Genomic DNA, 22,603 nt, shown 5'->3' on the forward strand with positions numbered 1-22,603 from the left:
GAGAGTAGGTCACCGCCGGACAATATTTGTTCAGAGGTTGAGGCCCGTACCTTTTGGTACGGGCCTCAACTGTTTAAGGCCCCGCATGGTTGCGGGGCCTTACTCGTTTACTCCTGTTTACGCCTCAGAGATCCATACGCCACGGCGCAACACTCGAAGCAGGCGCAAATCGGCGTCCAGCAGCAGGATGTCGGCGGCCGCGCCGGCGCTAAGGGACCCGATCTGTCCAGCCTTGCCCAGCACCCGGGCGGGTACCTCGGACGCCGAGCGCAGGGCGGATTCCAGGGGGACGCCGGCAGCAACGGAGTTGCGGACCAGATCCAGCATGCCGGCAGTGCCGCCGGCGATGGAACCGGACTCCAGCCGGGCCACGCCGTTCCGGACCTGTACCTCGGCCGGGCCCAGGCGGTACGATCCATCGGCGAGCCCGGCAGCGGCCATCGCATCCGTCACGAGGACAATGTTCTCGGCACCCAATAGTTCAAACATCGCGGCCACCACAAACGGATCCAGGTGGGTGTTGTCCGCGATCAGCTCCACAACGGCGGACCCGGCCCGCGCCGCCCGCAGCGCCGCCGTCACCGCACCCGGAGCACGGTGGTGGATGGGGTCCATACCGTTGAACAGATGCGTGACCGTCGGGACACGGCCCGCCTGGGTCGAGAGTCCGGCTGCCGCGCGCGCCAGCGATGCACCGGCGTCGTCCGCGGATGCGGCGGTATGCCCCAGCGACGGGACCACCGATTGTCCGGTCAGCAGGTCCACCAGTTCATCCGCGCCGGGAAGTTCCGGCGCATACGTCATGGTGCGCAGCTGACCGCCGCCGGCGGCGATCAACGCGGCGGCAAAATCCTGGTCGGGGGAGCGCAGCCAGCGCGGATCCTGGGCGCCGCAGCGCGCGGCCGCAAGGAACGGGCCTTCCAAATGGATGCCGGCAATGTCGCCGGCCGCCGCCAGGCTGGCAAGCATCTTCATGCCGGACAGCAAATCCTCGGGCGCAGCGGTGACCAGGCTTGCCAACACGGTGGTGGTTCCGGCGGTATGCATCCGGTGCAGCGCGGTGCGGGCGGCCGAGGCATCGGCAGACGGGAAGTCGACGCCGTAGCCGCCGTGGCAATGCAGGTCCACCAGCCCGGGAACGGCCAGCTGGCCCGGGGCAAGCCGGATGTCATTGACGGCGTGCTCGGACGAAAGGTCCGCTGCGGCCAACGCCGCGTCCAGCCCGTTTTCCGAACCGGCGTAAAGGATCTCAGTTCCGGCCACGGCAACCGCGCTGCCCTCCGCCAGGCCGTTTTCCAGCAGCAACCGGCCACGGATCACCGTGACCGGCCGGGTGTGGTTTACCGGCGTCATCGGCGGAGCCCGGCGGCGGCAGCGAGGTCGAGGATTACAGTGACCCGCGGATGCAGCTGCAATGCGGATGCCGGGCAATCCGGGGTGACGGGGCCCTGCAGGGCCCGCGCAATAATGTCGGCCTTATCAGCGCCGTGCGCAATCAGGAGCAGCTGCCGGGCGTCAAGAATGGTGCCGATGCCCTGGGTCATGCAGCGGGTGGGCACCTGGTCCGGGGAGTCGAAGAAGCGGGCATTGGCTCGGCGGGTCCGTTCGGCGAGTTGCTCCACCCGGGTGCGGGAATCCAGCGCGGCTCCGGGCTCGTTGAACGCCAGGTGGCCGTTGTGGCCGATGCCCAGAATCTGAAGATCCACGCCGCCGGCATCGCGGATGGCCTGCTCATACTCCCGTGCGGCGGCTTCCAGGTCTGCGGCTGCGACATCGGGCAGGAGCACGGATCCGGGCCGCATGCCCAGCCGCTGCACCACTTCACTGTCGATCACGGCACCGTAGCTGCGGGGATCTCCCGGCGGCAGCCCGATGTACTCGTCCAGGGCAAATCCGCGCACACGGGAGAAGTCCAGACCGAAGTCCGCCAGGGCGTCGTAGAGCGGCAGTGGGGAGGAACCGGTGGCAAACCCCAGCACCGCATCAGGTTTGGCCTGCACACAGTCCCGAACGACGACGGCTCCCGCGGCACCGGCGTCTTCCCGGCCTTCTCTGGTCAAAACCTTCATGGCGTGGTCCTTTGCAGCAGTTCCGGCATGCGAGGCGGTCATCGGCTGACCAGTTCGGCAATAGCCTCGCGGATGCCGTCAAAGTGGCTGTTGATCCGTTCGGACGCCAGCGCCTTGTCTCCGGCGCGGACCGCTTCGAAAATCTCGCGGTGCATCTGCGCGGTGGCGTGCAGGCTGGCGGCCTTCATTCCCGCTTCGGCATGGATCCGGCTGTAAACATCCCAAAACACCGACATGAGGTGGGTCAGCAACTCGTTGCCCAGCGGCTCAAACAGCTGCCGGTGAAATTCCGAGTCCACTGCAGCCAGGGCCTGGCCTTGATCAGCCAGGGATTCCATCTCCCGGACGGTGGCCTCGATGGCGGCCAGATGCTCAGGGGTCATGAGTGTCATTGCCTGACCGATCAATCCTGATTCCAGTGTCTGCCGGACGTCCACCAGTTCCAGTGCCTCCTTGCCCTGCTGCCGCAGCGATAACCGCCCCCGGAAGCTCAGTCCGGCGGTCAGGGCGTCGAAATTGGTGGGCGCGACAAACATGCCGTAACCGTGCCGAATCTCCACGACGCCCAGGGCCTGGAGGACTTTCAGGGATTCGCGCAGCGTGTTCCGTCCAACGCCCAGTGCCGAGCAGAGTTCAGCCTCAGTGGGCAGCGGACTTCCGGCCTGCAGCTTGCTGTCCAGAATCAGGTCCATGATGTCGCTCTGCAGGGCAGCAAGCCGTGCCTGGGCGCTGAAACGCGGCGGCCGGGCCGGCGCGCGGGCCGGGAGCGCCGGCAGGGGAGCGTCTTCGGCGGAAAGCGGCTGCGTGGTGTCATTCACCAAAATCGGCACTCCTTGGAAAGGTCATCGAGCAAATCTTCACAGTTCAGGCAACAGATGGGGCCCCTGTTCGAGCAGGCAGGCTGCACGCTATTCCTGGTCACAGTGCTGACCCCGGGTGTGGCGGACCGGAGCTCCACTTAGTCACAGAGGCAACGTGCTTGACCGCATCTTGTGATTCAGCCTACAGTCTACTCAACCCGCATGGGATGTCCTACGTCCGATATCCGCATCACACCAGAATGGTGAGGCACCTTCATGAGTACAACTTCCGAGAGCACCGGCTTTTTCCGGAACGCCAGCCGGCGCGATTTTCTGCGCATTGCCGGTGTCCTGGGCACCGCTTCGGCCTTTGCCGGATCCCTGGCTGCCTGCAGCCCCGGCGGCGCTCCTGCTGCAACCGGCACCGGCGCCGCAGCAGCAGACTCCATTGAGGCAGGCATTTCCTATTCCCTCTCCACCGGTTTCGACCCAATGTCCGCAACGGGCGCCACGCCGGTGGCGGCCAACCTCCACATCTTTGAAGGCCTGACCGAACTGCACCCCGCCACCCGGAAGCCGTACCTGGCCCTGGCCGCAGCCGAACCCGAAAAGGTCAACGACACCACGTACCGCGTTACGCTCCGTGAGGGTGCGACGTTCCACAACGGCGAGCCCGTCACCGTCGACGACGTCGTCTACTCCTTTGAGCGCGTGCTCGACCCGGCGAATGCATCCCTGTTTGCCGGGTTCATCCCCTTCATCGCGTCCGTCACCGCCGACGGCGACGCAGTGAAGTTCACACTGAAGTACCCCTTCGCCGAGTTCGGCCCGCGTATTTCCGTGGTCAAGATCGTTCCCAAGGCCCTGGCCTCGAACCAGGCGACCTTCGATCTGGCGCCCGTGGGCAGCGGACCGTACAAGTTTGTCTCAGCGGTCAAGGAAGACCGGATTGTCTTCAAGAAGTTCGAGGAATACAACGGTTCCTACCCGGCCAAGGTCACCGATATGACCTGGCTGCTGCTGGCTGACCCTGCGGCAAGGGTGGCAGCGGTTCCGTCCCGGACCCAGGCCATTGAGGACATTCCGTACCTGGATGTGGACCAGCTCAAGGCCAAGCTGGATGTGGAGTCCGTGCAGTCCTTCGGCCTGCTGTTCATGATGTTCAACTGCGCTTCGGAGAAGTTCGTGGACAAGCGGGTACGGCAGGCACTGCATTACGCCACCAACACCGAGGACATCATTTCCAAGGCACTGCTGGGCAACGCCGCCGCAGCAACCTCCTACTTCCAGAAGGGCCACCCGTCCTACACGGAGGCCGGCACCGTCTACGGTTATGACCCGGAGAAGGCCAAGGCCCTGCTCAAGGAAGCCGGGATGGAAAACATGACCGTGACGCTGACTTCCACCGACGCCGGCTGGGTCACCAAGGTGACCCCGCTGATCAAGGAAAGCTGGGACGCGATCGGTATCACCACCACGCTGGAACCCCTGCAGTCCGCAGCGGTCTACGCTCCGGAGAAGGTGGGCGGCCAGAACTTCGACGTCCTGGTTGCTCCGGGCGATCCCTCCGTCTTCGGCAACGACGGCGACCTGCTGCTGAGCTGGTTCTACCGCGGCGACACGTGGGCGAAGAACCGCATGGCCTGGTCCAGCACCCCGGAGTACGCGGAGGTCCAGGCAAAGCTGGACGAAGCAGTCCAGGTGGACCCGGCCGAAGCGAAAAAGCTGCACGCCGCCGTCGTCGACATTGTTGCCGAAGAGGTTCCGCTGTACCCGCTGTTCCACCGGCAGCTTCCCACCGCGTGGGACAGCAGCACGCTCGACGGCTTCGCGCCGCTTCCGACCACCGGTCTCTCCTTCGTCGGCGTCGGACGGAAGTAAGACCCGCCCTGCCGGATGAGGGACATCCCCCAGACGCCCTCCTCCGGCAGGGCGGCCCCGCACCACTTGGAGAAATAAAACATGGCAACACTTTTGCGCCTGCTGGGCCGCAGGCTGGCAGCTCTGCCGTTCATGCTGCTCGGCGTGACCATCATGGTCTTTATCGTTCTGTCCGTGATCCCGGCGGACCGCGCCACGGCCGTCCTGGGCGAAAACGCCAGTGAAGAAGCCAAAGACGCCTTCCGCGAGGACCGCGGCCTGAACGACTCCCTGCTGGTGCAGTTCCTGCGCTATCTGGGCGGCGTGGTGCGGCTGGACTTTGGCTTCACCAACCCGCCGGAGGAATCGGTGGCCTCCAAGATTGCCTCGGCATTCCCGGTCACCCTGCAGCTGACTCTGCTGGGCATCCTGCTGGCCGTGTTCCTGGCCCTGGTGCTGGGCGTGACCAGCGCCCTGTACCGGGACCGCTGGCCGGACCAGGCCATCCGCGTCTTCTCGATTGCCGCCATTGCGACGCCGTCGTTCTGGCTGGCCATCCTGCTCATCCAGTGGTTTGCGCTGCCGGCGGGCTCGATCTTTCCCACCGGAGGCCTGGACTGGGCCGATCAGTACGGCTTTGTCGGCTGGATGTACTCCATGGCCCTTCCGGCGCTGGCCCTGGGCCTGCCGGTCTCCGCTTCCCTCATCCGGGTGGTGCGAACCTCAATGGTCGAGGAGCTGGACCGCGACTACGTCCGCACAGCCATCGGCAACGGAGTTCCATACCGGACCGTGGTGGCCCGGAACGTGCTGCGCAACGCCCTGGTGACCCCCGTTACCGTCCTGGGCCTGCGCATCGGATATCTGCTGGGCGGCGCGGTGGTGATCGAGAAGATCTTCAACCTCAACGGCATGGGAGACCTGATCATCGTCGGGCTCAACACCTCGGACACCAACCTCGTCCAAGGTGCCGTGCTGACCATCGCCGTGGCCTTCGTCGTCGTCAACATCCTGGTGGATGTCCTCTACGTACTCATCAATCCCCGGATCCGGACGGTATAACCATGCGCAACGGACTCGCTGAACGGCTCGCCTCCTCCGGCGCCCGCTTCACCTCCCTGAAACTCAGCTCCAAGCTCGCCCTGGCGTTCCTGGTCCTGGTGGCGTTCATCGCCGTCACCGGCCCTATGCTCGCCCCATTCGGCGAGAACGAATCCAGCGCCCCGGTGCTTCCGCCCGGCGGAGAGCACCTGATGGGCACCGACGGGAACAGCTACGACGTGTTTTCCCGGCTGCTGTACGGCGCCCGGGTTTCGGCCGCGATCGGCCTCGGATCGGTCATGGTGGCAGTGGTCCTCGGCGCCGTCCTCGGAGCCCTGGCCGCGACCTCCCGCAAGTCGGTCAATGAAGGCATCATGCGGGTCCTGGACATCATGATGGCGTTCCCCGGCATCGCCCTGGCCGCAGCCCTGCTTTTCGCCCTCAAGGACTATTCGGTCGCCCTCTTCGGGTCCACCGTTCCGGTGATCATCTTCGCCATCGCCATTGTTTACACGCCGCAGCTGGCCCGGGTTGTCCGCGCCAACGTGCTGGCCCAGTACGGCGAGGACTATGTCCGCGCCGAACGCGTGATCGGCGCCGGCCGGCTGTTCATCCTGACCAAGCACGTGGTGCGCAACACCGCGGCTCCCGTGCTCGTCTTTGCCACGGTGATGGTGGCTGACGCCATCATCCTCGAGGCATCGCTGTCCTTCCTCGGCGCCGGCGTCCAGCCGCCGTCCGCTTCCTGGGGCAACGTGATGGCCGACGGCCGCAACGTGGTCTTCAGCGGCGCATGGTGGCCGACGACGTTTGGCGGCATCGCCATCCTGCTCACCGTCCTGGCCCTGAACATCCTGGCCGAAGGCCTCACCGACGCCATGGTCAACCCGCGTCCGCGACGGGCCGCGCCGGTGAAGGAAGCACTGTTGAAGGACAGCACGTTGAAGGACAGCACAGTGAAGGACGCCGCTGCCGCAGCCGCCGTTCCCGCCGCCGTCGTTCCCACGGCCGCTGCCGCCGCCGTCGCAGCCCCGCCCGCGGATACCGAAGGAACCGTGGTGGAGGAAACCACAGCCGGAACCCTCATCAACCAGCCCGGTTCGCTGGCCGCCCTGGCCGAGGAACTGCAGCTGCTCGCCGCCGTAGAGAACCGCCGAACCGACCGGCTGCCCGCCGTCGGCACCGACGCGCCGGTGATCCTCGAGGTCAAGGATCTGTCCATCCGCTTCCCGGGCCGCTACGGCGACACCGCCATTGTTGACCGGGTCAGCTTCACCGTCCGCGAGGGCGAAACCATGGGCCTGGTGGGCGAATCCGGCTGCGGAAAGTCCATCACGTCCCTGGCCATCATGGGACTGCTGCCGCCCACCGCGGTGCTCAGCGGATCCATTAAGTTCAACGGCAAGGAACTACTGACCAACGACAAGCGCGAACGCGACCAGCGCTACCGCGGCCTGCGCGGCGAGCAGATCGCCATGGTTTATCAGGACGCGCTGAGCTCGCTCAACCCGTCCATGCTGATCAAGGACCAGCTGCTGCAGCTCACCCGCCGCAACGGCCGCAAGTCCCCGCGTGAACTGCTGGAACTGGTGAAGCTGGATCCGGAGCGGACGCTCAAGAGCTATCCGCATGAGCTGTCCGGCGGACAGCGCCAGCGCGTGCTCGTGGCCATGGCGCTGTCCCGCTCGCCGAAGATCATCGTGGCCGACGAGCCGACCACCGCCCTGGACGTCACCGTCCAGAAACAGGTGGTGGACCTGCTCAACGAACTGCGGGAGGAACTCGGTTTCGCCATGGTCTTCGTCAGCCACGACCTCGCCCTGGTTGCATCCCTGGCGCACCGGATCACCGTCATGTACGCCGGCCAGGTGGTGGAATCCGCCGGAGCGTCCGAACTGATGCGCAACCCCCACCACGAGTACACCCGCGGTCTGCTTGGCGCCGTGCTTTCGATCGAATCCGACGCCGACCGGCTGCACCAGATTCAGGGCACGGTTCCCTCGCCGCGCGAATTCGCGGCCGGGGACCGGTTTGCCGAACGTTCCCTGCGTCCGGACGCCGATCCGGACCAGGTCCTGTCCTTTGTCCGCGTGGGCGAGGGCGAGCACTACTGGGCCAGCCACCTGACAGACAGCCACAACGACGACGGCGCCACCCTGGCCGCCGCCGGCACCAGTGCCGAAGGACAAGCATGAGCACCGATTCCATGAGCACCGAGGCGCCCGCCCGGACCACACCGGTCCTGGAACTGCGCGGTCTCAAGGTCCACCACCGCACCCGCACCGGATCCATCTTCCGTCCCAACATCGTCAAGGCCGTGGACGGCGTCGACTTCACCGTAAGCCGCGGGGAAACCGTGGGCGTGGTGGGGGAGTCCGGGTGCGGCAAGTCCACCCTGGCCTCGGTGCTGGTGGGGCTGCAGCAGCCTACGGCCGGGGAGGTCCTCTTCCACGGCCAACCGATCAGCATCCGCCGCGCCGCGGAACGGAAGCGCTTCGGCCAGGACGTCGCCGTCGTTTTCCAGGATCCGTCCACTGCGTTGAACCCGCGGATGACCATCCAGGACATCCTCACGGATCCGCTGCAGGTCCACGGCATCGGCGACGCACGCTCCCGTGCGGCCAAGGTCAAGGACCTGCTGGCGCTGGTGGGCCTGCCCTACACCGCGGCCGAGGTGACCCCGCACCAGGTCTCCGGCGGACAGCGGCAGCGCGTGGCCATTGCCCGGGCCCTGGCCCTGGATCCCGCGGTGATCGTGGCGGACGAGCCCACGTCGGCGCTGGACGTTTCCGTCCGGGCCCAGGTGCTGAACCTGCTGGCTGATTTGAAGCGCGAACTGAACCTGGGCATGGTCTTCATCTCCCATGACATCCAGACCGTCCGCTACGTTTCCGACCGCATCTGCGTCATGTACTACGGCCGGATCGTCGAAGAGGGACCGGCCGAAGACATCTTCGCCAACCCGAAGGACGACTACACCCGCAAGCTGCTGGGCGCCGCGCCCAGCCTGCTGCACCCCTGATTTTTCACTGATTTTCCCCGGTAAAACCGGCTCGTTCCACTGCACCAACCCATTACCAGCACCTTGGAGATATCTGTGGCCTCTCAGCCCATCCGCCAGTTCACCGGCGTCATTCCCCCCGTCGTCACCCCGCGTTCCGCGGACGGCAGCATCGACACCCACTCCCTGACCCGGGTAACCAAGCACCTGCTGGAGGGCGGCGTGCACGGCCTGTTCGTCCTCGGCTCCTCCGCCGAGGTGCCGTACATGACCAACGCAGAGCGGGAACTGGTGGTCACCACCATTGCCGGAGTCAATGCCGGCCAGGTCCCGCTGATCGTCGGGGCGTGCGAGCAGACCACCAACCGCGTCATCGAGGAGGGCCGGAAAATGGTGGGCCTGGGCGCCGACGCCCTGGTGGTGACGTCCCCGTTCTACGCCATCCCCAACGTGCAGGAAACCGACACCCACTTCCGCAGCATCCACGCCGCCCTGGACGTGCCGCTCTTCGCCTATGACGTGCCGGTCCGCACCCACTTCAAGCTGCCGCTGAACCTGCTGATCCAGCTGGGCCAGGACCATGTCATCGCCGGCGTCAAGGATTCCTCCGGTGACGACGTGTCCTTCCGCCAGCTCGTCCTGGCCGCGCGCGGCATCGACAACTTCTCCATCTTCACCGGCCACGAAGTGGTGGTGGACGGCGCCATGCTCGGCGGGGCCGACGGCGTGGTGCCCGGCCTGGGCAACGTGGACCCCGCCGGTTACCGCCGGCTGTACGACGCGGCCAAGAGCGGCGACTTCGCCCAGGCCGCCGCCGAACAGGACCGCCTGGCGGACGTCTTCAACATCGTTTACGCGGCCACTCCGGGCCGGGTTTCCGGCGGCGCAGCGGGTCTGGGCGCATTCAAGACCGCACTGATGCTGATGGGCGTCATTGACACCAACGTCATGTCCGCACCGATGGTTAGCCTCAACGACGCGGAAACAGCAGCCATCCGCACCATCCTTGAGCGCAACGGCCTGATCTAGCCATGCCTCCCGGCACACTGCTTTCCCCGGCCCGGCGCTGCGTCATCGGGGTGGACCTGGGCGGCACCAAAACGGCCGCCGGCATTGTTGACGAAGACGGCACGCTGCATGCCGCCGAGTCCCGGCCCACCCCGGCCACCGCCGGAGCGGCGGCGATCCTGGCCACCGCCGTCGGGCTCGTCACCGTTCTGCTGGAACAGGCCCGCGCCGCGGGGCTGGACCCGGTGGCGGTGGGGATCGGCTCGGCCGGTGTGATCAACACCTTGGACGGATCGGTGGTTTCAGCCACCGATTCCCTCACCGGCTGGGCGGGCACTCCGCTGGCGGCGCATCTCGCCGAGCAGTCCGGGCTGCCCGCCCACGCGGTCAATGATGTGCATGCCCACAACCTGGGCGAACACTGGGTGGGCGCCTCGGCCGGCGCCGACTCCAGTTTGCTCGTGGCCGTGGGCACCGGCGTCGGCGGTTCCCTGATCCTGGCCGGCGGGCCGCACCTGGGTGCACGGGCCGTGGCCGGGCACGCGGGGCATGTGGCATCGCCCTTCGCCTACGACGACGGCGGCCGGCCGCTGCCGTGCAGCTGCGGACGGGCCGGACACGTGGAGGCCATTGCCTCCGGACCGTCCATCGCTGCGCTGTACCGGCGGCTCACCGGCGGGGACGGCGCGGCGGATCCCGTTTCTGCCGTGGATGTTGCCGTGCGGGCTGCCGCCGGGGAGCCGCTGGCCCTTCGTGCCATGACCACGGGAGCAACAGCCGCCGGACAGGCCGTGGGCGGGCTGGCCAACATGCTGGATCCGTCCGTCGTCGTGGTCGGCGGCGGCGTGGCCGGAGCCGGTGACCTGTGGTGGACGCCGTTCCGGGCCGCGCTGCGCGCCGAGCTGATGGACCCGCTGGCGGACCTTCCCGTGGTTCCGGCGGCCCTGGGCTCCGGCGCCGCCATCGTGGGAGCCGCCCGGTTCGCCTACAACCGTCTTTCCGTTGAACTCAACGCACCACAGGAGCACCACCATGTTTGACCTTTCCGTTCTGGCCTCCCGGCTGATCGTTTCCTGCCAGGCCTATCCCGGAGAGCCGATGCGCGATCCGCGGACGATGGCGCAGATGGCGCAGGCCGCCGTCATCGGCGGTGCGGCCGCCGTGCGGATCCAGGGAATCTCTGACCTGGAACAAACCCGCGTTGCCGTGGATGTTCCGATGATCGGGCTGTGGAAAGACGGCGCCGATGGCGTTTTCATCACCCCCACGCTCGACCACGCGCTGGCCTGTGTGGCTGCCGGGTCGGACATCGTGGCGATTGACGGCACCCGCCGGCCACGCCCGGACGGCCGTTCCCTGGCTGAAACCATCTCTGCGCTGCATGAGCAGACCGGGGCGCTGGTGATGGCTGACTGCGGTTCCGCCCTGGACGCGAAGGCCGCAGCCGATGCGGGAGCGGACCTGATCGGCACCACCCTGGCCGGCTACACCGGGGAGCGGCCGAAAACCGACGGGCCGGACCTGGACCTGATCGCCGAGATCGCCGCACTGGATCTGGGCCGGCCGCTGATTGCAGAGGGCCGGATCCATTCCCCGGTGCAGGCCCGGGCGTGCCTGGACGCGGGCGCGTTCGCCGTCGTCGTGGGCACCGCCATCACGCACCCGACCACGATTACCGGATGGTTTGCGGGCGCCCTGGCCTAGCCCCACACTCGGCTGAGCTGTCTCGGGCGGGTATTCTTTGACTGTCGTGGCTCGGGAAGGGGATCGGATGGCGTGGAGCACCCGCGAACTGGCTGAGCTGGCGAAGACAACCGTGAACACCATCCGGCACTACCATCGGCTGGGTCTGCTCGAGGAGCCCGACCGGCGGTACAACGGCTACAAGCAGTACGAAGGCCGTCACCTGGTAAGTCTCTTGCGCATCCGGCGTCTTGCGGCGCTCGGCGTGCCGTTGTCGCAGATGCGCGAGGTGGGCACTGGATCCGGCAGCACACCGGATGTCCTGCATGACATTGACGCTGAGCTGAAGAAAAGCATCGAACGCCTGCAGGAGGCACGGGCCCAAATTGCAGCGATCATCGCGCACCGGGCGCCGGCGGACGTTCCCGCGGGATTTGAAGCCGTTGCCTCCCGTTTGTCGGAAAACGACAACGCGGTGATCCACCTGATGAGCCACCTGTACGACGGGGAGACGTTGACCGATGTACTGGAGATGACGGCGGATGAAACCGATGACACCGGCCCTGACATTGACCGGCTGCCGGCCGATGCTGACGAGGAGACCCGGCAGGAGCTGGCCGGCAGGATGGCCGAGGTTCTGGCGCGGAACATGACCGATTACCCGTGGTTGGGCAACCCGGCATCACTGCAATCCGATGACGCCCACTTCACCACAAAGACAGTGGGGGACATCCTGGCCGAGTTGTACAACCCGGCCCAGCTGGATGTGATGATGCGGGCGGGCGTCCTGGCCGCCGAACGGGTGCAGGCTCAGAAGCGCCAGGCAAGTCAGCAGGACCAGGCAAGTCAGAAGGGCCAGGCAAGTCAGAAGGGCCAGATCAGCGGCACGTAGAACACGCCGGCCGCGAGGAAAACGAGGGCCAGCGGCAGGCCCAGCCGCCAGTAGTCTCCAAAACGGTAGCCGCCCGGCTGCATCACCATCAGGTTCGCCGGTGTGGCGATGGGGGTGAGGAACGCTGCGGCGCCAACCACGGTCAGCGCCATCATGAACGGCTGCACGCTGACCTCCAGCGACTGGGCAAAGGACACCGCCACGGGCGCCATCACCAGCACCGTTGCCACGTTGGAGATGAACTGGCTGAGGATGAGGGTGAGCACGCAGATGACGAGGAGGGCGAAGTGAGGGGATCCTCCGCCCGTGAGCCGGTCGACGAGCGAAGCGATTTCATCCGCCGCACCCGATGAGACGAACGCATTCGAGAGCGGTATGAGCCCCGCGATCAGGATGACGGTGTCCCACGAGACGGCACGGAATCCCTGCGGCACGGAGACCACTCCCAGGACCACGAGGGCACCTGCCGCGAGCAGTCCCGCGATCACGGGAGGAACAACACCGGTTGCCAGCAGGACGATGGTTCCGATGAGCACGGCGAGGCAGCGGCGCCAGCCGCGGCCGAGCGGCACGCTCCGCTGGAGACTTTGGGACGGCTCGACGGCGATCACATCGGATGAGTCGGTATAGCGGTGCAGCGCATCCCAGGGCCCGTGTATCAACACGCCGTCGCCCGTGTGGAGGGTGAGTTCACCCGTTGGTGCGGGGGCCTCGGGGCCGGTTGGCGGTGCGCCGCCGCGGTGAAGGGCGATGACCGCGAGGTCCCCGTCCCCGATGGTCTCTCCGGGGAAAACCGTGCGTCCGATCAGCCGCGAGTGGGGAGCGACGATAACCTCGGCCACACCCTCACCTCCGGTGAAAAGCCGTCCGGCCTCGAGGTCGGCCGGGTATCTCTCCTGCCAGGACCGCACCCGTTCGCGCGGGTCGGCTGTGTTTGCCGTGAGCCGCTCAGGGGAACGCTGAGGCAGGAGGCGTCCCCCGAAGGCCACCACGACGAGCGCGGTCACCACCACGAGGGGCAGGCCCACCAGCGCAAACTCAAAGTAGCCGAACTCCCGTCCGCCTGATTCGGCAGCCAGTTCGGAGACGATGATGTTCACCGGCGTTCCCGTCAGGGTCAGCAGCGATCCCGCGCCGGCGGCAAAGGCCAGTGGAATCAGCATGCGTGAGGGAACGACGCCGGACCGTCCGGCGGCGACGACGGCGACGGGCAGCAGCGCCGCAACGGCACCGTTGATGCTGATCACGGCGGAGAGTGCGGCCGCGGCAGCCATGACCGCCAGAAGCAGCCCGGCGCCGCGGAGCGACGAGCGCCGCTCGAGCTGCTGTCCGATCCACGCAGTGATGCCCGTGGCATCGAGCGCGTCGCTGAGGACAAATAGGAAGGCGATGAACAGGACAACCGGATCGCTGAATCCCTGCAGCGCTTCGGTCAGCGGAAGCACCCCGGTGGCCCAGAGCGCCAGCGGGACAAACAGGGCAACGATCACGAGCGGAACCCGGTTGGTCATGAAACCCAGTACGGCCAGGACGAGCACCACGTACGTCGCCCACATCGGATCCAGGATCACCTGCAGGTTTTCCACGCATCACCTCTGTGCCGGTTGGTCCACGCCTGCGGAAGAAAGTTGTTCGTAGAAACCAGTCAAGTGCGTTAACGCCGAGGTGTCGATGGATCAGTCTCCCCCGCGTCTGCAGGGGAGGCAGAGTGCCCTGCGCCGGGGTTGACCCTGTTCCGGGAACACGGTTTCTACTGATGGAACGTCCGGAGATATCCGGTGCGCCAACCAGCAGTCAGGAACCGTCATGAACCCGATAGAGAGTCTCGTCAGCAATTTACAGGAGCTGGCAGCCCAGGTGCCCGAAATTATTCAGCCGCTTGTCGTGGCGCTGGCCGGGGCAGTCCCTTTTGTTGAGGGGGAGGGAGGTGCCATTATCGGCGTGATCGGTGGAATGCACGTGGTCATCGCTGCGATCGCAGCCGCAGCCGGCAACTTCCTCAGCGTTCTTGTGGTTGTCCTTCTCGGTTCCCGGGCGCGTCACGCCGTGGTGGAACGCCGAGCCGTGCACGCCGTGGCGGCGGGGGCAGCGGCAGTCGGAGGATCGGTGGAAACGCTCCCAGCCGTTTCCGTGAAGCCTGAGTCCAAGGGCCAGCAGCGATTCAAGAGGTGGCTTGTGCGGTTCGGTGTCCCGGGGGCCAGCATCCTCGGCCCGCTGGCGATTCCGACCCAGTTCACCTCTGCAATGCTCGTTGCCGCCGGCACTCCGCGCGGTTGGGTCCTGCTCTGGCAGGCAGTAGCCATCATCCTGTGGACAACCGTTGCGGCTGTCTCGGTCTGGGCTGCCCTCACGTTTATTGTTCTCGCGTGACCTCCTTGCGCGGTATCAGCGGATGCTCGGCACGGACCTTCATTTCCTGGACCATCCAGCTGTTGCCGTCCGGGTCGCTGAAACCGAAGAAGGTGCCGCCGTCGCGCTCGTCGAAAACGGTAATCTCGCCCGCTTCCACGCCGCGGCCCAGCAGCTCCTCGCGGGCCGCCCGCGCATCGGAGACCACGAGCTGCATTCCGTGCATCGACCCGGGCTCCATCTGCTGCTGGGAGGGGTTGCCGATCACGATGGAGCACCCCGACCCCAACGGCGTCAGCTGGGCAAAATCCATGTCGCCGGCAGTTGTGCGGTGGTCCAGGGTGAAGCCCATCTGGTCACGGTAGAAGGCAATGGCACGGTCCAGGTCGCTGACCGGCAGGACCATCACTTCCAGGGTCCAATCCATGGTGCGCCTTCTTTCTATCCAGTGGATCCGTTCCGGGCGAGGAGCTCGTCCAGCTGGAGGTAGCCGTCAGACATGCCGTCTTCCATCCCGTTGGCCAGAAACTGGTCCCGGGATTCAACCGACGGGTACAGTGAGCGTCCCGTCAGCCGGCACCTGCCGCCGGGCAGCGCGGTGAAGGTGCTGTACTCAAGCGTCACGACCTCGGGATCGGCTTCAAACTCGAAGGTCTGGAGCAGGAACTCGTCCTGGCGCACCGTGTGGAACATCCCCCGGAAGGCGTATTCGTCGTTGCCCCTGGAATGCACAAACCGGTAGGACCCGCCGGTGCGCGGCTCAAACTGGTCGATGCGCGTGGCCACGTCCTGCGGCCCGATCCACCGCGCATAAACATCCGGATCCACATGGGCGCGGAAAACGTCATGCACGGGGAAATCGAAGTCGCGCGAGTATTCCATCAAGGGCTCGCCCTCGGGAGTGTTCAGGGTTAGCGGGTTGCTCATGGCGCACCTTCTCCCTGCAAGGCGCCTTCCTGGAGCTGGGCGAGCAGCTCCTCCATCCGGTCAAAACCCTCGGCCACGCCGGCCTCCATACCGGAAGCAGCCATCCCGTCCCGTGCCTCCATGGAGGGGTAAACGGAATGGGCAGAGATTCGGGTACGGCCGCCCTCGAGGGCTTCCAGCGTCATGAACTCCAGGCTGGTGACATCGGGGTAGCCGGAGAATTCGAAAGTTTGGATGGCTGATTCGTTTTCCCGCACGGTGTGGAAGATGCCCCGGAATTCGTAGGGGACTCCGTCCGGCCCGGTGTGGATGTAGCTGTAGGAGCCGCCGGTGCGGAAGTCGTAGTGGTTGATGTCCATTTTCATGCCGCGCGGGCCGAGCCATTGAACGATCAATTCCGGTTCGGCGTAAGCGCGGAAGACCTGGGCCACGGGGTAGTCAACCTCGCGGGAGAAGTTGATGAACGGAAGCCCGTCCGGGACGTTGAGTTCCAGTGCGTTCGTCATGGCAATTCCTTTGCCTGCTGGCCGCCTTTCGGAGCGGCCTCTGTGCTGAGCACGGCATCAAGGCTGCGGAACTGCTCCTCGCGGACCAGCCGGTACTGGCCGATCCAGGCGGTGAGCGCCTCCAACCGCGCGGGATTCAGGTGGACGGGGCGGCGCTGGGCGTCACGGCTGCGCGTGACGAGCTGTGCCTGCTCGAGGACCTGAATATGCTTCGAGACTGCCTGCTTGGAAATCTCGAAGGGTTCCGCAAGTTCGTTGACCGTGGCCGGGCCCCGGGACAACCGGGCGATGATGCGGCGGCGGGCGGGATCGGCCAGGGCCAGAAACGCCCGGTCCAGATCTGCCTCGTCAGTATTCATGGCGTTGGTCAGCTTCTGTGTAATCAAGGTGCTGGTTGTTCAACCTGTTGGTTGATTACGAAGCTACGCCCGCGGTCCGATGACGTCAACGGGTCTGCAAACTTTTGTCGGAGACTTTTCGAGTCCGCCCGTGCCCGCCGGTATTCACAGGCACCGGCCCCCGCCGGACAATGAAGCATGACTAGTTCGGTATCGCGTTCTCATCCCCGCGGCGAGCCCGCTTTCCACTGGGGCAGCTTTGTCTTCGGACTAATCATGCTGCTGCTGGTGATTGCGCAGGGGGTGGCCTCCGGCCTGCCGGGCTACGTGGGCATGGCCGGGCTGATCCTGCTGCTGACCGGCCTGTATGCCTTCTTCACACACCGGCCCTCCTGGCTGTGGCTGCACCATCGGCGGGACGCGGCCATTGTGGCGGTCATCGGCCTGGCGGCGTTCATCCTGGCACTGGGCATTCATCTCGGCAGGGCCTAGAGGCCCGGCAGGGCAGACCCCGGCGAGTCGAATACCCACGGTCCGCGCGGCAGCAAGGCCGGAGAAAACGCATCCAGTGCATTTTCCAGCGTTCCCGGCGGCAGGTTCAGCGACGCCAGGATCAGGTTCCGCACGTCATCCGAATCCATGCCGATGCCGGCCAGCGCCGTCAGTGTGATGGCGCCGTCGCGCTTCGCCAGCCGCTGGCCGGCTTCGTTCAGGACCAGCGGCACATGCGCATACACCACTTCGGGCAGGCCAAGCAGTGAGGCGAGGTAGGCCTGCCGGGGAGCGGAAGTAAGCAAATCGCCGCCGCGGACCACCTGGTCAATGCCCTGGGCGGCGTCGTCGATGACCACTGCCAGGTTGTACGGCGGCACACCGTCGTTGCGCAGCAGCACCATGTCATCCACCGGCCCCGTAAAAGTGCCGTGCAACAGATCATGCACCGTGTACTGCTCTGCGTCGGCACGCAGGCGGAGAGCGGCGGGACGGTCCCGGCGTCGTCGTGCCCGTTCCTCTTCCGTGAGATTCCGGCAGGTTCCGGGGTAGGCACCGGGCGGTGCATGCGGGGCCCGCGGCGCGTCGGCGATTTCGCTGCGGGTGCAGAAGCACTCATAAACCCTTCCGGCTTCGGACAGCCGGTCGATGGCCGCCAGGTAATACCCGGTGCGCTCGGACTGCCGCACCGGAACGTCATCCCAGGAGAGCCCGACGGCGGTGAGGTCCCGCAGCTGCGCGGCTTCCGTCCGCGAACGCTCGGGGTCCAGGTCTTCCACGCGCAGAAGGAACCCGCGTCCGGAAGAGCGCGCAAACAGCCAGGCCAGCACGGCGGTGCGGAGGTTGCCGACGTGGAGATCCCCGGAGGGGCTGGGAGCGAAGCGGCCGGCTCCTGCTGTCATGGCGGCGGCGGGGGAGGCGGTCACGTGTCCACCTTACAAAACAGGTTGTAAGTCCAGTGCCATCGGCGCCTTACGCCAGCTCCTCGAACAGAGTCAGTTGAAGCCCCTCCGGTGCGTTGAGCCGGGAGTTCAGCGACCGCCACGGGGTTTCCCGCGGTTCGGCCACCAGCTGGGCACCGCCGTCGACCGCCGCCGCGGTGGCGCTCCGTGCGTCGCCGACCTCGAAGGCCACCCGCAGCTTCAGGCTTGGCTTGCCGTTGGCTTCCACCCGGTCGATCATGCGGACCTGGGAGGCGTTGGCGATCTCCAGGGTGGCCCGGCCGGCGTCGAGGATGGTGACCTCGGCGCCGTCACCGCCCGAGTAGGCCTCCTGCTGCGGCATGCCCAGCGTGTCACGGTAAAAGGCCAGGGCCGCTGCATAGTCCTCAGCGGCGATCACGAGGCGCAGCTGGCGGACGGGAAGAGCCGGAGACGACGGCGCGGGGTCTGTTGAGGTCATGCCGGCACAACCGTCTGCGGGGCGTTTGAATTCCCGGAGGAAAGGTAAAGTAGAGGGCCGCCGCTCGCGGTTTCGATGCCCCGGCTGAGTTCGGCCGGAAACCCCAAGGACCTCCACACAACATGACACTGAACTTCACCGCGATCGACTTTGAAACAGCCAACGGATCGCGGGCCTCGGCCTGTGCCCTGGGCATGGTGAAGGTTCGCAGCGGACAGATTGTGGAGCGGGGGCATTGGCTCCTGCGGCCCACCGACGGCGGAGGATTCCAGCAGCGCAACATTGACGTCCACGGCATTACCGAAGCCATGGTGGCCGGTGCACCCACCTGGTCCCAGGTCCATTCCGAGATTGCCGCCTTCATCGCCGACGATGCAGTGATCGCCCACAACGCAGCCTTTGACCTTGACGTTTTCCGCAAAACCAGCGAGACGGCCGGGATCGTATCAACACCGTATCGCTCCGGCTGCTCGGTGAAACTGGCGCAGGGCCTGCTGGCACTGGAGAATCACAAGCTGCCCACCGTCCATGCAGCCCTGGGCTTCGGAGCCTTCCAGCACCACGACGGGCTGGCCGATGCCGAGGCCTGCGCCAACATCACCATCGCCCTGGCAGGCAGGGAAGAACTGGCGGACATCGATGCCGTGCTGGCGCTGTGCGGGTCCAGGACCCCGGCGGGATCCAGAGGGGCTTCAGCCGGTTCAAACCAGGCTGCCGCCGCAGCTGCGGGGACCGGTCGGGCACAGCGGTTCGCGCCGCGCACCGCCCTGGCCCTCGCCGAACCGGTGACCGTGCTCTCCGCCAAAATGAACGGGCACATGGTGTCCTTCACCGGTGACTTTTCCGTGGAACGTCCGGTCCTGCAGCAGCTGGTCCTGGCACACGGCGGGGCGCTGAACAACCATGCCCCAACGCGCACCACCACGCTGCTGGTGGTGGGGAACTGGGACGCAGAGATGCTGCGGCCCGGCGCCGTCGTCAGCCGCTCCGTTCAAAAAGCCCAGGACCTGCGCGCCAAGGGCCAAGCCCTGGAGATCATCGGTGAAGCGGCGTTCTGGCAGCTGCTGGACGCTGATCCGGCGGCTGCGGCGGAGGCTGCCGCTGCCGCCGCGCTGCTGCCCTCCGCCTACGAGCCGCTGTCCCTGGCCGATGCCCCGCCGGCGCTGCCCAAGCGCCGCGATGTAAAGGGCATGGGTGCCGTCCTGGCCGGGATGGGGCCGGCCGAGCTCGCCGCTGCCACTTTCAAGAGTGAGCATTACGGGGTATTCCGGGTCTCCGGCACCGCCTTCAAATCCCCGGTGCTCGGAGTGCGGATGCTCGGCCACCGCAGCATCGAAAACAACGGCAAACCCGAGCGGGACATCCATTCCCTGACGGTTCTGCAGGACGAGGATGCCGCCTTTGTTGCCGTCCTCACCGCAGGCCTTTCCGAGGACGGGTCCACTGACCTGCTGCTGGGCAGCGTCATGCACGGGGACGTGGTGACCGCGGTGTTTGACGCCCTGGGCGGCCCGTTCGTGGTGCAGGGAGTGGCGGTTTACGCTCCCGTTGCCGACATGTTCATGCTCGGCTCGATGATTCTGGCACGCAGCGGGCGGCCCGGAACGAAGCTCAGCTCGCTGCAGTCGGTCATCCCGCGCGCCGAGCATACGCTGGCGGTGCCCGAGATGATCAGCGCCTGGGACTTCTACGAATCCTCGGCCGACTAGGAAAGCTAAGCTGTTGCAGCCCGCCGGAAGCCGGGTTATACCTCTATACAGGAGGTGTCGGCATGCACGGTGGACAGAGACGCCCGGGATATTCACTGAGCGAACCCGCCCCTGACGTCTTTTTTGTGGAGGGACCGGCGTCCAACTGGGTCATCCTGCGCCGCGGTGCGGAGTTCACCCTGATTGACGGCGGCTATCCCGGTGACCTGCCGCTGGTGCTGGCCTCGATTTCGGACGCCGGCCTGGACCCGGCCGACGCATCCGCCGTCCTCATCACGCACGCGCACATCGACCACGCGGGCACGGCCGGCCACTTCGCCGCGGCATTCGGCATTCCCGTTCTGTGCAGCGTGCCCGAGCTCCCGTATCTGCTGGGGGAGGACCGGGACCAGGTCTCGGTGCGGCGCATTCTCAGCCGGGCCTGGCAGCCCTCGGTGCTGCACTGGTCCTGGCACGTCCTGGCATCCGGCGGCGCCTCCCGGGTGGCGGTGCTGACGGCAGCGGCGTGGGTCGACGACGGTGAACTGGCAGCGCTGCCGGGATCTCCCGCAGCAGTCCCCACCCCGGGCCACACACCCGGACACACGGCCTTTTACCTGCCGGCGGCGCATGCTGCGGTCACGGGTGATGCTCTGATCACCGGCCACGCCATCAGCCGGCGCCGGGGCCCGCAGATGCTTGATCCGATGTTCCATTCCGACGAAACCGGTGCGCGCCGCTCGCTATCACAGTTGGGGAAGCTGGATGCTTCGCTGCTGCTGCCCGGTCATGGGCCCGCCGTCCGGACGGCCATGAGCCGGGCCGTGGGAACCGTACGGTCCCGCGCCGCAGTGCCGAAACGGAAGTTTGTGGTGCCGGGGCCGGTAGGCGGGTTTGCTGAACCCACCTACGGGCGGAGTGCTGCAGGCTCAGAACGGTAAACGGCAGGGTCCGGCAGCACTTGCACCATCCTTTTGGGCTGGGAACCGCTGTACCGCTGGTGTCGAAAGGATCTCCATGAACTCCGAATTCGGGCCGAAGCACCTGCTCTCCGACGCCGTCGCTACCGCAACAATGTCGCCGGTCGAAGCACGCATGCTCTTTCGCAGCGGCATGGTCACGCCAACGGCAGGCTGGGCCGCCGGCTATGCGCAGGCGAACCTGATCATTGTGCCCAAAACCCAGGCCTTCGATATGTTGCTTTTTGCCCAGCGGAACCCGAAACCCTGTCCCATTTTGGGAGTGTTCGACGCCGGCCAGACTTCCGGGCCGCTGCTGGCCGAGGGGGACATCCGGACGGACCTGCCCCGGTACACGGTGTATGTGGACGGTGAAGTAGTCGCAGAGCCGACGGATATCTCCGGGTACTGGCGCACTGATCTGGTGACCTTCATTGTGGGCTGCAGCTTCACCTTTGAAGCAGCGCTGCAGGAGGGCGGCATCCGCATCGCACACATCGACCAGGGCACCAACGCGCCCATGTACCGGACCTCGATCCGGTGCCGGCCGGCCGGGAGCATCAGCGGTCCCCTGGTGGTGTCAATGCGGCCGATTCCCGCCTCGCAGGTGGCCGACGCCGTTCGGATCACCTCCCGCTATCCGTCGGTTCACGGGGCTCCGGTGCATGTGGGAAGCCCTGCGGAGCTGGGCATCGCTGATCTGGACCATCCGGACTTCGGTGATCCGGTGGAGATTGCGGCAGGAGAGGTACCCGTGTTCTGGGCCTGCGGTGTTACGCCGCAGGCCGCTGTCATGGAATCAAAGCCGTGGCTGGCCATCGGACAGGCTCCCGGGCACATGCTGATTACAGACGCACGGGACAGTTCGTACCTGGTGTGAGCGGCGCCAGGGGGGAAGCAATAAGCCGTAGTTCGGCGTCCGGCTAGGGCGCCAGATGTCCCAGCAGCTCCGCCTCGGCGGCGTCGAGGTAGCCGCGCAGCGCCTCGGCTGCCTCCGCCCGCCGGCCGGCCCGGAGCAGCACAACCAGCGACGCGTTTTCCTCGACATAGCGGGTGTGGAAATCGGGTTCACTGCGCATCGAATGAAACACCAGGCGCATCTCAGCGAGTACGCGGCCCATCATCTGCTGGAGCTGCACACTGCCGGACATGGCCACCAGGCTCTGATGGAAGTCCTGATTGGCTGCCGCCATTTCCGCCACGAGTCCCCGGGACCTGGCCGCCCGGGCATCCGCAATCACCGCATCCAACCGGGGCAGGTCCAGCTCCGGTCCCCACTGGACCGCGGCTGGTTCCAGCATCCGCCGGACGCTGTAGATTTCGCGCACCGAACCGGCGTCGGGCGAGGCGACAAACACCCCGCGGTTGGGATAGCGCGTCACCACGGATTCAATGCTGAGCATGGCGAATGCTTCGCGCAGGGTATTCCGGGACACCTGCATGGACGCGGCGAGCTGCTGTTCCGACAGCTTGGTGCCGGGCGGGAGTTTACCGGCGGCGATGCGGCTGCGCAGAACGTCGGCCACCCACGCCGTGGTGTTGGCATGGTCGGAGCGTTCGGCGGTGATGTCGCCCAGGTTCACGAGCAT

Annotated in this window: 24 protein-coding genes; 13 read left to right on the forward strand and 11 right to left on the reverse strand. The window is 66.3% G+C overall.

Annotated elements, in window-relative coordinates; translation table 11 throughout:
- Positions 1 to 117 precede the first annotated feature (117 nt).
- The 3 genes from CXR03_RS12485 to CXR03_RS12495 are packed head-to-tail and all read right to left on the reverse strand — an operon-like array spanning position 118 to position 2,845.
- Entirely contained in the window at positions 118 to 1,353 is a 1,236-nt protein-coding gene (locus tag CXR03_RS12485) for an N-acetylglucosamine-6-phosphate deacetylase (protein ID WP_104104138.1), read from the reverse strand.
- A complete protein-coding gene (locus CXR03_RS12490) occupies positions 1,350 to 2,069 on the reverse strand; it encodes a glucosamine-6-phosphate deaminase (RefSeq protein ID WP_104104637.1) in 720 nt (239 codons plus the stop codon). The genes CXR03_RS12485 and CXR03_RS12490 overlap by 4 nt, the downstream gene beginning before the upstream one ends.
- A gap of 38 nt (positions 2,070 to 2,107) precedes the next feature.
- Positions 2,108 to 2,845, reverse strand: coding sequence for a FadR/GntR family transcriptional regulator (locus tag CXR03_RS12495; RefSeq protein WP_258073690.1), 738 nt, complete (start codon positions 2,843 to 2,845; stop codon positions 2,108 to 2,110).
- Between the two features lie 300 nt (positions 2,846 to 3,145).
- Here CXR03_RS12495 and CXR03_RS12500 point away from each other — a divergent pair, with 300 nt between their 5' ends.
- The 8 genes from CXR03_RS12500 to CXR03_RS12535 all read left to right on the forward strand — a co-directional run bounded on the left by CXR03_RS12500 (position 3,146) and on the right by CXR03_RS12535 (position 12,354).
- Positions 3,146 to 4,750, forward strand: a complete 1,605-nt coding sequence (locus tag CXR03_RS12500) for an ABC transporter substrate-binding protein (protein ID WP_104104139.1) — start codon at positions 3,146 to 3,148, stop codon at positions 4,748 to 4,750.
- 81 nt (positions 4,751 to 4,831) lie between these two features.
- The gene (locus CXR03_RS12505; protein WP_104054897.1) at positions 4,832 to 5,791 is read left to right on the forward strand and encodes an ABC transporter permease; all 960 of its coding nucleotides are present in this window, start codon (positions 4,832 to 4,834) and stop codon (positions 5,789 to 5,791) included.
- 2 nt (positions 5,792 to 5,793) lie between these two features.
- Entirely contained in the window at positions 5,794 to 7,965 is a 2,172-nt protein-coding gene (locus tag CXR03_RS12510) for a dipeptide/oligopeptide/nickel ABC transporter permease/ATP-binding protein (protein ID WP_104104140.1), read from the forward strand.
- Complete coding sequence (locus tag CXR03_RS12515; RefSeq protein ID WP_258073633.1) at positions 7,962 to 8,792, forward strand: ATP-binding cassette domain-containing protein; 831 nt, start codon at positions 7,962 to 7,964, stop codon at positions 8,790 to 8,792. The genes CXR03_RS12510 and CXR03_RS12515 overlap by 4 nt, the downstream gene beginning before the upstream one ends.
- A 75-nt stretch (positions 8,793 to 8,867) precedes the next feature.
- The gene (locus tag CXR03_RS12520) at positions 8,868 to 9,800 is read left to right on the forward strand and encodes a dihydrodipicolinate synthase family protein (RefSeq protein ID WP_258073634.1); all 933 of its coding nucleotides are present in this window, start codon (positions 8,868 to 8,870) and stop codon (positions 9,798 to 9,800) included.
- 2 nt (positions 9,801 to 9,802) lie between these two features.
- Positions 9,803 to 10,819, forward strand: coding sequence for an ROK family protein (locus CXR03_RS12525; protein WP_104104141.1), 1,017 nt, complete (start codon positions 9,803 to 9,805; stop codon positions 10,817 to 10,819).
- Positions 10,812 to 11,483 (forward strand): N-acetylmannosamine-6-phosphate 2-epimerase, encoded by a 672-nt coding sequence (locus CXR03_RS12530; RefSeq protein ID WP_104104142.1) that lies wholly within the window; start codon positions 10,812 to 10,814, stop codon positions 11,481 to 11,483. Before CXR03_RS12525 ends, CXR03_RS12530 begins: the two co-directional genes overlap by 8 nt.
- A 67-nt stretch (positions 11,484 to 11,550) precedes the next feature.
- Complete coding sequence (locus CXR03_RS12535) at positions 11,551 to 12,354, forward strand: MerR family transcriptional regulator (RefSeq protein WP_104104143.1); 804 nt, start codon at positions 11,551 to 11,553, stop codon at positions 12,352 to 12,354.
- On the opposite strand, the gene CXR03_RS12540 is transcribed toward CXR03_RS12535, so the two are convergent.
- Positions 12,327 to 13,940 carry an SLC13 family permease gene (locus CXR03_RS12540; protein WP_258073635.1) on the reverse strand — a complete coding sequence of 538 codons (1,614 nt, stop codon included), beginning with the start codon at positions 13,938 to 13,940 and terminating at the stop codon, positions 12,327 to 12,329. The two genes, CXR03_RS12535 and CXR03_RS12540, sit on opposite strands and share 28 nt — an antisense overlap.
- A 220-nt stretch (positions 13,941 to 14,160) precedes the next feature.
- On the opposite strand from CXR03_RS12540, the gene CXR03_RS12545 reads away from it, so the two are divergent.
- Entirely contained in the window at positions 14,161 to 14,724 is a 564-nt protein-coding gene (locus CXR03_RS12545; protein ID WP_104104144.1) for a small multidrug efflux protein, read from the forward strand.
- On the opposite strand, the gene CXR03_RS12550 is transcribed toward CXR03_RS12545, so the two are convergent.
- Genes CXR03_RS12550 through CXR03_RS12565 form a run of 4 tightly spaced genes read right to left on the reverse strand, consistent with a single transcriptional unit; the run spans position 14,708 to position 16,495 of the window.
- A complete protein-coding gene (locus tag CXR03_RS12550; protein WP_104104145.1) occupies positions 14,708 to 15,130 on the reverse strand; it encodes a VOC family protein in 423 nt (140 codons plus the stop codon). The genes CXR03_RS12545 and CXR03_RS12550 overlap by 17 nt on opposite strands.
- A 14-nt stretch (positions 15,131 to 15,144) precedes the next feature.
- A complete protein-coding gene (locus CXR03_RS12555; protein WP_104104146.1) occupies positions 15,145 to 15,630 on the reverse strand; it encodes an SRPBCC family protein in 486 nt (161 codons plus the stop codon).
- Positions 15,627 to 16,136 (reverse strand): SRPBCC family protein, encoded by a 510-nt coding sequence (locus CXR03_RS12560; RefSeq protein ID WP_104104147.1) that lies wholly within the window; start codon positions 16,134 to 16,136, stop codon positions 15,627 to 15,629. Before CXR03_RS12560 ends, CXR03_RS12555 begins: the two co-directional genes overlap by 4 nt.
- Positions 16,133 to 16,495: a helix-turn-helix transcriptional regulator gene (locus CXR03_RS12565; RefSeq protein WP_104104642.1), complete on the reverse strand. Its 363-nt coding sequence runs from the start codon at positions 16,493 to 16,495 to the stop codon at positions 16,133 to 16,135. Before CXR03_RS12565 ends, CXR03_RS12560 begins: the two co-directional genes overlap by 4 nt.
- Positions 16,496 to 16,672: 177 nt before the next feature.
- On the opposite strand from CXR03_RS12565, the gene CXR03_RS12570 reads away from it, so the two are divergent.
- Positions 16,673 to 16,966, forward strand: a complete 294-nt coding sequence (locus CXR03_RS12570; protein WP_104054906.1) for a hypothetical protein — start codon at positions 16,673 to 16,675, stop codon at positions 16,964 to 16,966.
- On the opposite strand, the gene gluQRS is transcribed toward CXR03_RS12570, so the two are convergent.
- Complete coding sequence (gene gluQRS / locus CXR03_RS12575; RefSeq protein ID WP_104104643.1) at positions 16,963 to 17,868, reverse strand: tRNA glutamyl-Q(34) synthetase GluQRS; 906 nt, start codon at positions 17,866 to 17,868, stop codon at positions 16,963 to 16,965. The genes CXR03_RS12570 and gluQRS overlap by 4 nt on opposite strands.
- A gap of 70 nt (positions 17,869 to 17,938) precedes the next feature.
- Entirely contained in the window at positions 17,939 to 18,367 is a 429-nt protein-coding gene (locus CXR03_RS12580) for a VOC family protein (protein WP_104104149.1), read from the reverse strand.
- A 122-nt stretch (positions 18,368 to 18,489) separates the two neighbouring features.
- Here CXR03_RS12580 and CXR03_RS12585 point away from each other — a divergent pair, with 122 nt between their 5' ends.
- From CXR03_RS12585 to CXR03_RS12595, 3 genes are all read left to right on the forward strand, one after another.
- Positions 18,490 to 20,076, forward strand: a complete 1,587-nt coding sequence (locus CXR03_RS12585) for an exonuclease domain-containing protein (RefSeq protein WP_104104150.1) — start codon at positions 18,490 to 18,492, stop codon at positions 20,074 to 20,076.
- Between the two features lie 62 nt (positions 20,077 to 20,138).
- Positions 20,139 to 20,996 carry an MBL fold metallo-hydrolase gene (locus tag CXR03_RS12590; RefSeq protein ID WP_104104151.1) on the forward strand — a complete coding sequence of 286 codons (858 nt, stop codon included), beginning with the start codon at positions 20,139 to 20,141 and terminating at the stop codon, positions 20,994 to 20,996.
- A gap of 76 nt (positions 20,997 to 21,072) precedes the next feature.
- Positions 21,073 to 21,894, forward strand: coding sequence for a putative hydro-lyase (locus tag CXR03_RS12595; RefSeq protein ID WP_104104152.1), 822 nt, complete (start codon positions 21,073 to 21,075; stop codon positions 21,892 to 21,894).
- 43 nt (positions 21,895 to 21,937) lie between these two features.
- On the opposite strand, the gene CXR03_RS12600 is transcribed toward CXR03_RS12595, so the two are convergent.
- Positions 21,938 to 22,603 carry a GntR family transcriptional regulator gene (locus tag CXR03_RS12600; protein WP_104104153.1) on the reverse strand — a complete coding sequence of 222 codons (666 nt, stop codon included), beginning with the start codon at positions 22,601 to 22,603 and terminating at the stop codon, positions 21,938 to 21,940.

The organism is Arthrobacter sp. 08Y14 (assembly GCF_002929455.1).
Lineage (GTDB): Bacteria > Actinomycetota > Actinomycetes > Actinomycetales > Micrococcaceae > Arthrobacter_B > Arthrobacter_B sunyaminii.

Excerpts from the sequence above, each read along its gene's own strand:
- CXR03_RS12485 (WP_104104138.1), bottom strand. The coding sequence starts at position 1,353 with ATGACGCCGGTAAACCACACCCGGCCGGTCACGGTGATCCGTGGCCGG.
- CXR03_RS12490 (WP_104104637.1), bottom strand. The coding sequence starts at position 2,069 with ATGAAGGTTTTGACCAGAGAAGGCCGGGAAGACGCCGGTGCCGCGGGA.
- CXR03_RS12500 (WP_104104139.1), top strand. The coding sequence starts at position 3,146 with ATGAGTACAACTTCCGAGAGCACCGGCTTTTTCCGGAACGCCAGCCGG.
- CXR03_RS12505 (WP_104054897.1), top strand. The coding sequence starts at position 4,832 with ATGGCAACACTTTTGCGCCTGCTGGGCCGCAGGCTGGCAGCTCTGCCG.
- CXR03_RS12510 (WP_104104140.1), top strand. The coding sequence starts at position 5,794 with ATGCGCAACGGACTCGCTGAACGGCTCGCCTCCTCCGGCGCCCGCTTC.
- CXR03_RS12515 (WP_258073633.1), top strand. The coding sequence starts at position 7,962 with ATGAGCACCGATTCCATGAGCACCGAGGCGCCCGCCCGGACCACACCG.
- CXR03_RS12525 (WP_104104141.1), top strand. The coding sequence starts at position 9,803 with ATGCCTCCCGGCACACTGCTTTCCCCGGCCCGGCGCTGCGTCATCGGG.
- CXR03_RS12530 (WP_104104142.1), top strand. The coding sequence starts at position 10,812 with ATGTTTGACCTTTCCGTTCTGGCCTCCCGGCTGATCGTTTCCTGCCAG.
- CXR03_RS12535 (WP_104104143.1), top strand. The coding sequence starts at position 11,551 with ATGGCGTGGAGCACCCGCGAACTGGCTGAGCTGGCGAAGACAACCGTG.
- CXR03_RS12545 (WP_104104144.1), top strand. The coding sequence starts at position 14,161 with ATGAACCCGATAGAGAGTCTCGTCAGCAATTTACAGGAGCTGGCAGCC.
- CXR03_RS12550 (WP_104104145.1), bottom strand. The coding sequence starts at position 15,130 with ATGGATTGGACCCTGGAAGTGATGGTCCTGCCGGTCAGCGACCTGGAC.
- CXR03_RS12555 (WP_104104146.1), bottom strand. The coding sequence starts at position 15,630 with ATGAGCAACCCGCTAACCCTGAACACTCCCGAGGGCGAGCCCTTGATG.
- CXR03_RS12560 (WP_104104147.1), bottom strand. The coding sequence starts at position 16,136 with ATGACGAACGCACTGGAACTCAACGTCCCGGACGGGCTTCCGTTCATC.
- CXR03_RS12565 (WP_104104642.1), bottom strand. The coding sequence starts at position 16,495 with ATGAATACTGACGAGGCAGATCTGGACCGGGCGTTTCTGGCCCTGGCC.
- CXR03_RS12570 (WP_104054906.1), top strand. The coding sequence starts at position 16,673 with ATGACTAGTTCGGTATCGCGTTCTCATCCCCGCGGCGAGCCCGCTTTC.
- gluQRS (WP_104104643.1), bottom strand. The coding sequence starts at position 17,868 with ATGACAGCAGGAGCCGGCCGCTTCGCTCCCAGCCCCTCCGGGGATCTC.
- CXR03_RS12580 (WP_104104149.1), bottom strand. The coding sequence starts at position 18,367 with ATGACCTCAACAGACCCCGCGCCGTCGTCTCCGGCTCTTCCCGTCCGC.
- CXR03_RS12585 (WP_104104150.1), top strand. The coding sequence starts at position 18,490 with ATGACACTGAACTTCACCGCGATCGACTTTGAAACAGCCAACGGATCG.
- CXR03_RS12590 (WP_104104151.1), top strand. The coding sequence starts at position 20,139 with ATGCACGGTGGACAGAGACGCCCGGGATATTCACTGAGCGAACCCGCC.
- CXR03_RS12595 (WP_104104152.1), top strand. The coding sequence starts at position 21,073 with ATGAACTCCGAATTCGGGCCGAAGCACCTGCTCTCCGACGCCGTCGCT.
- CXR03_RS12600 (WP_104104153.1), bottom strand. The coding sequence starts at position 22,603 with ATGCTCGTGAACCTGGGCGACATCACCGCCGAACGCTCCGACCATGCC.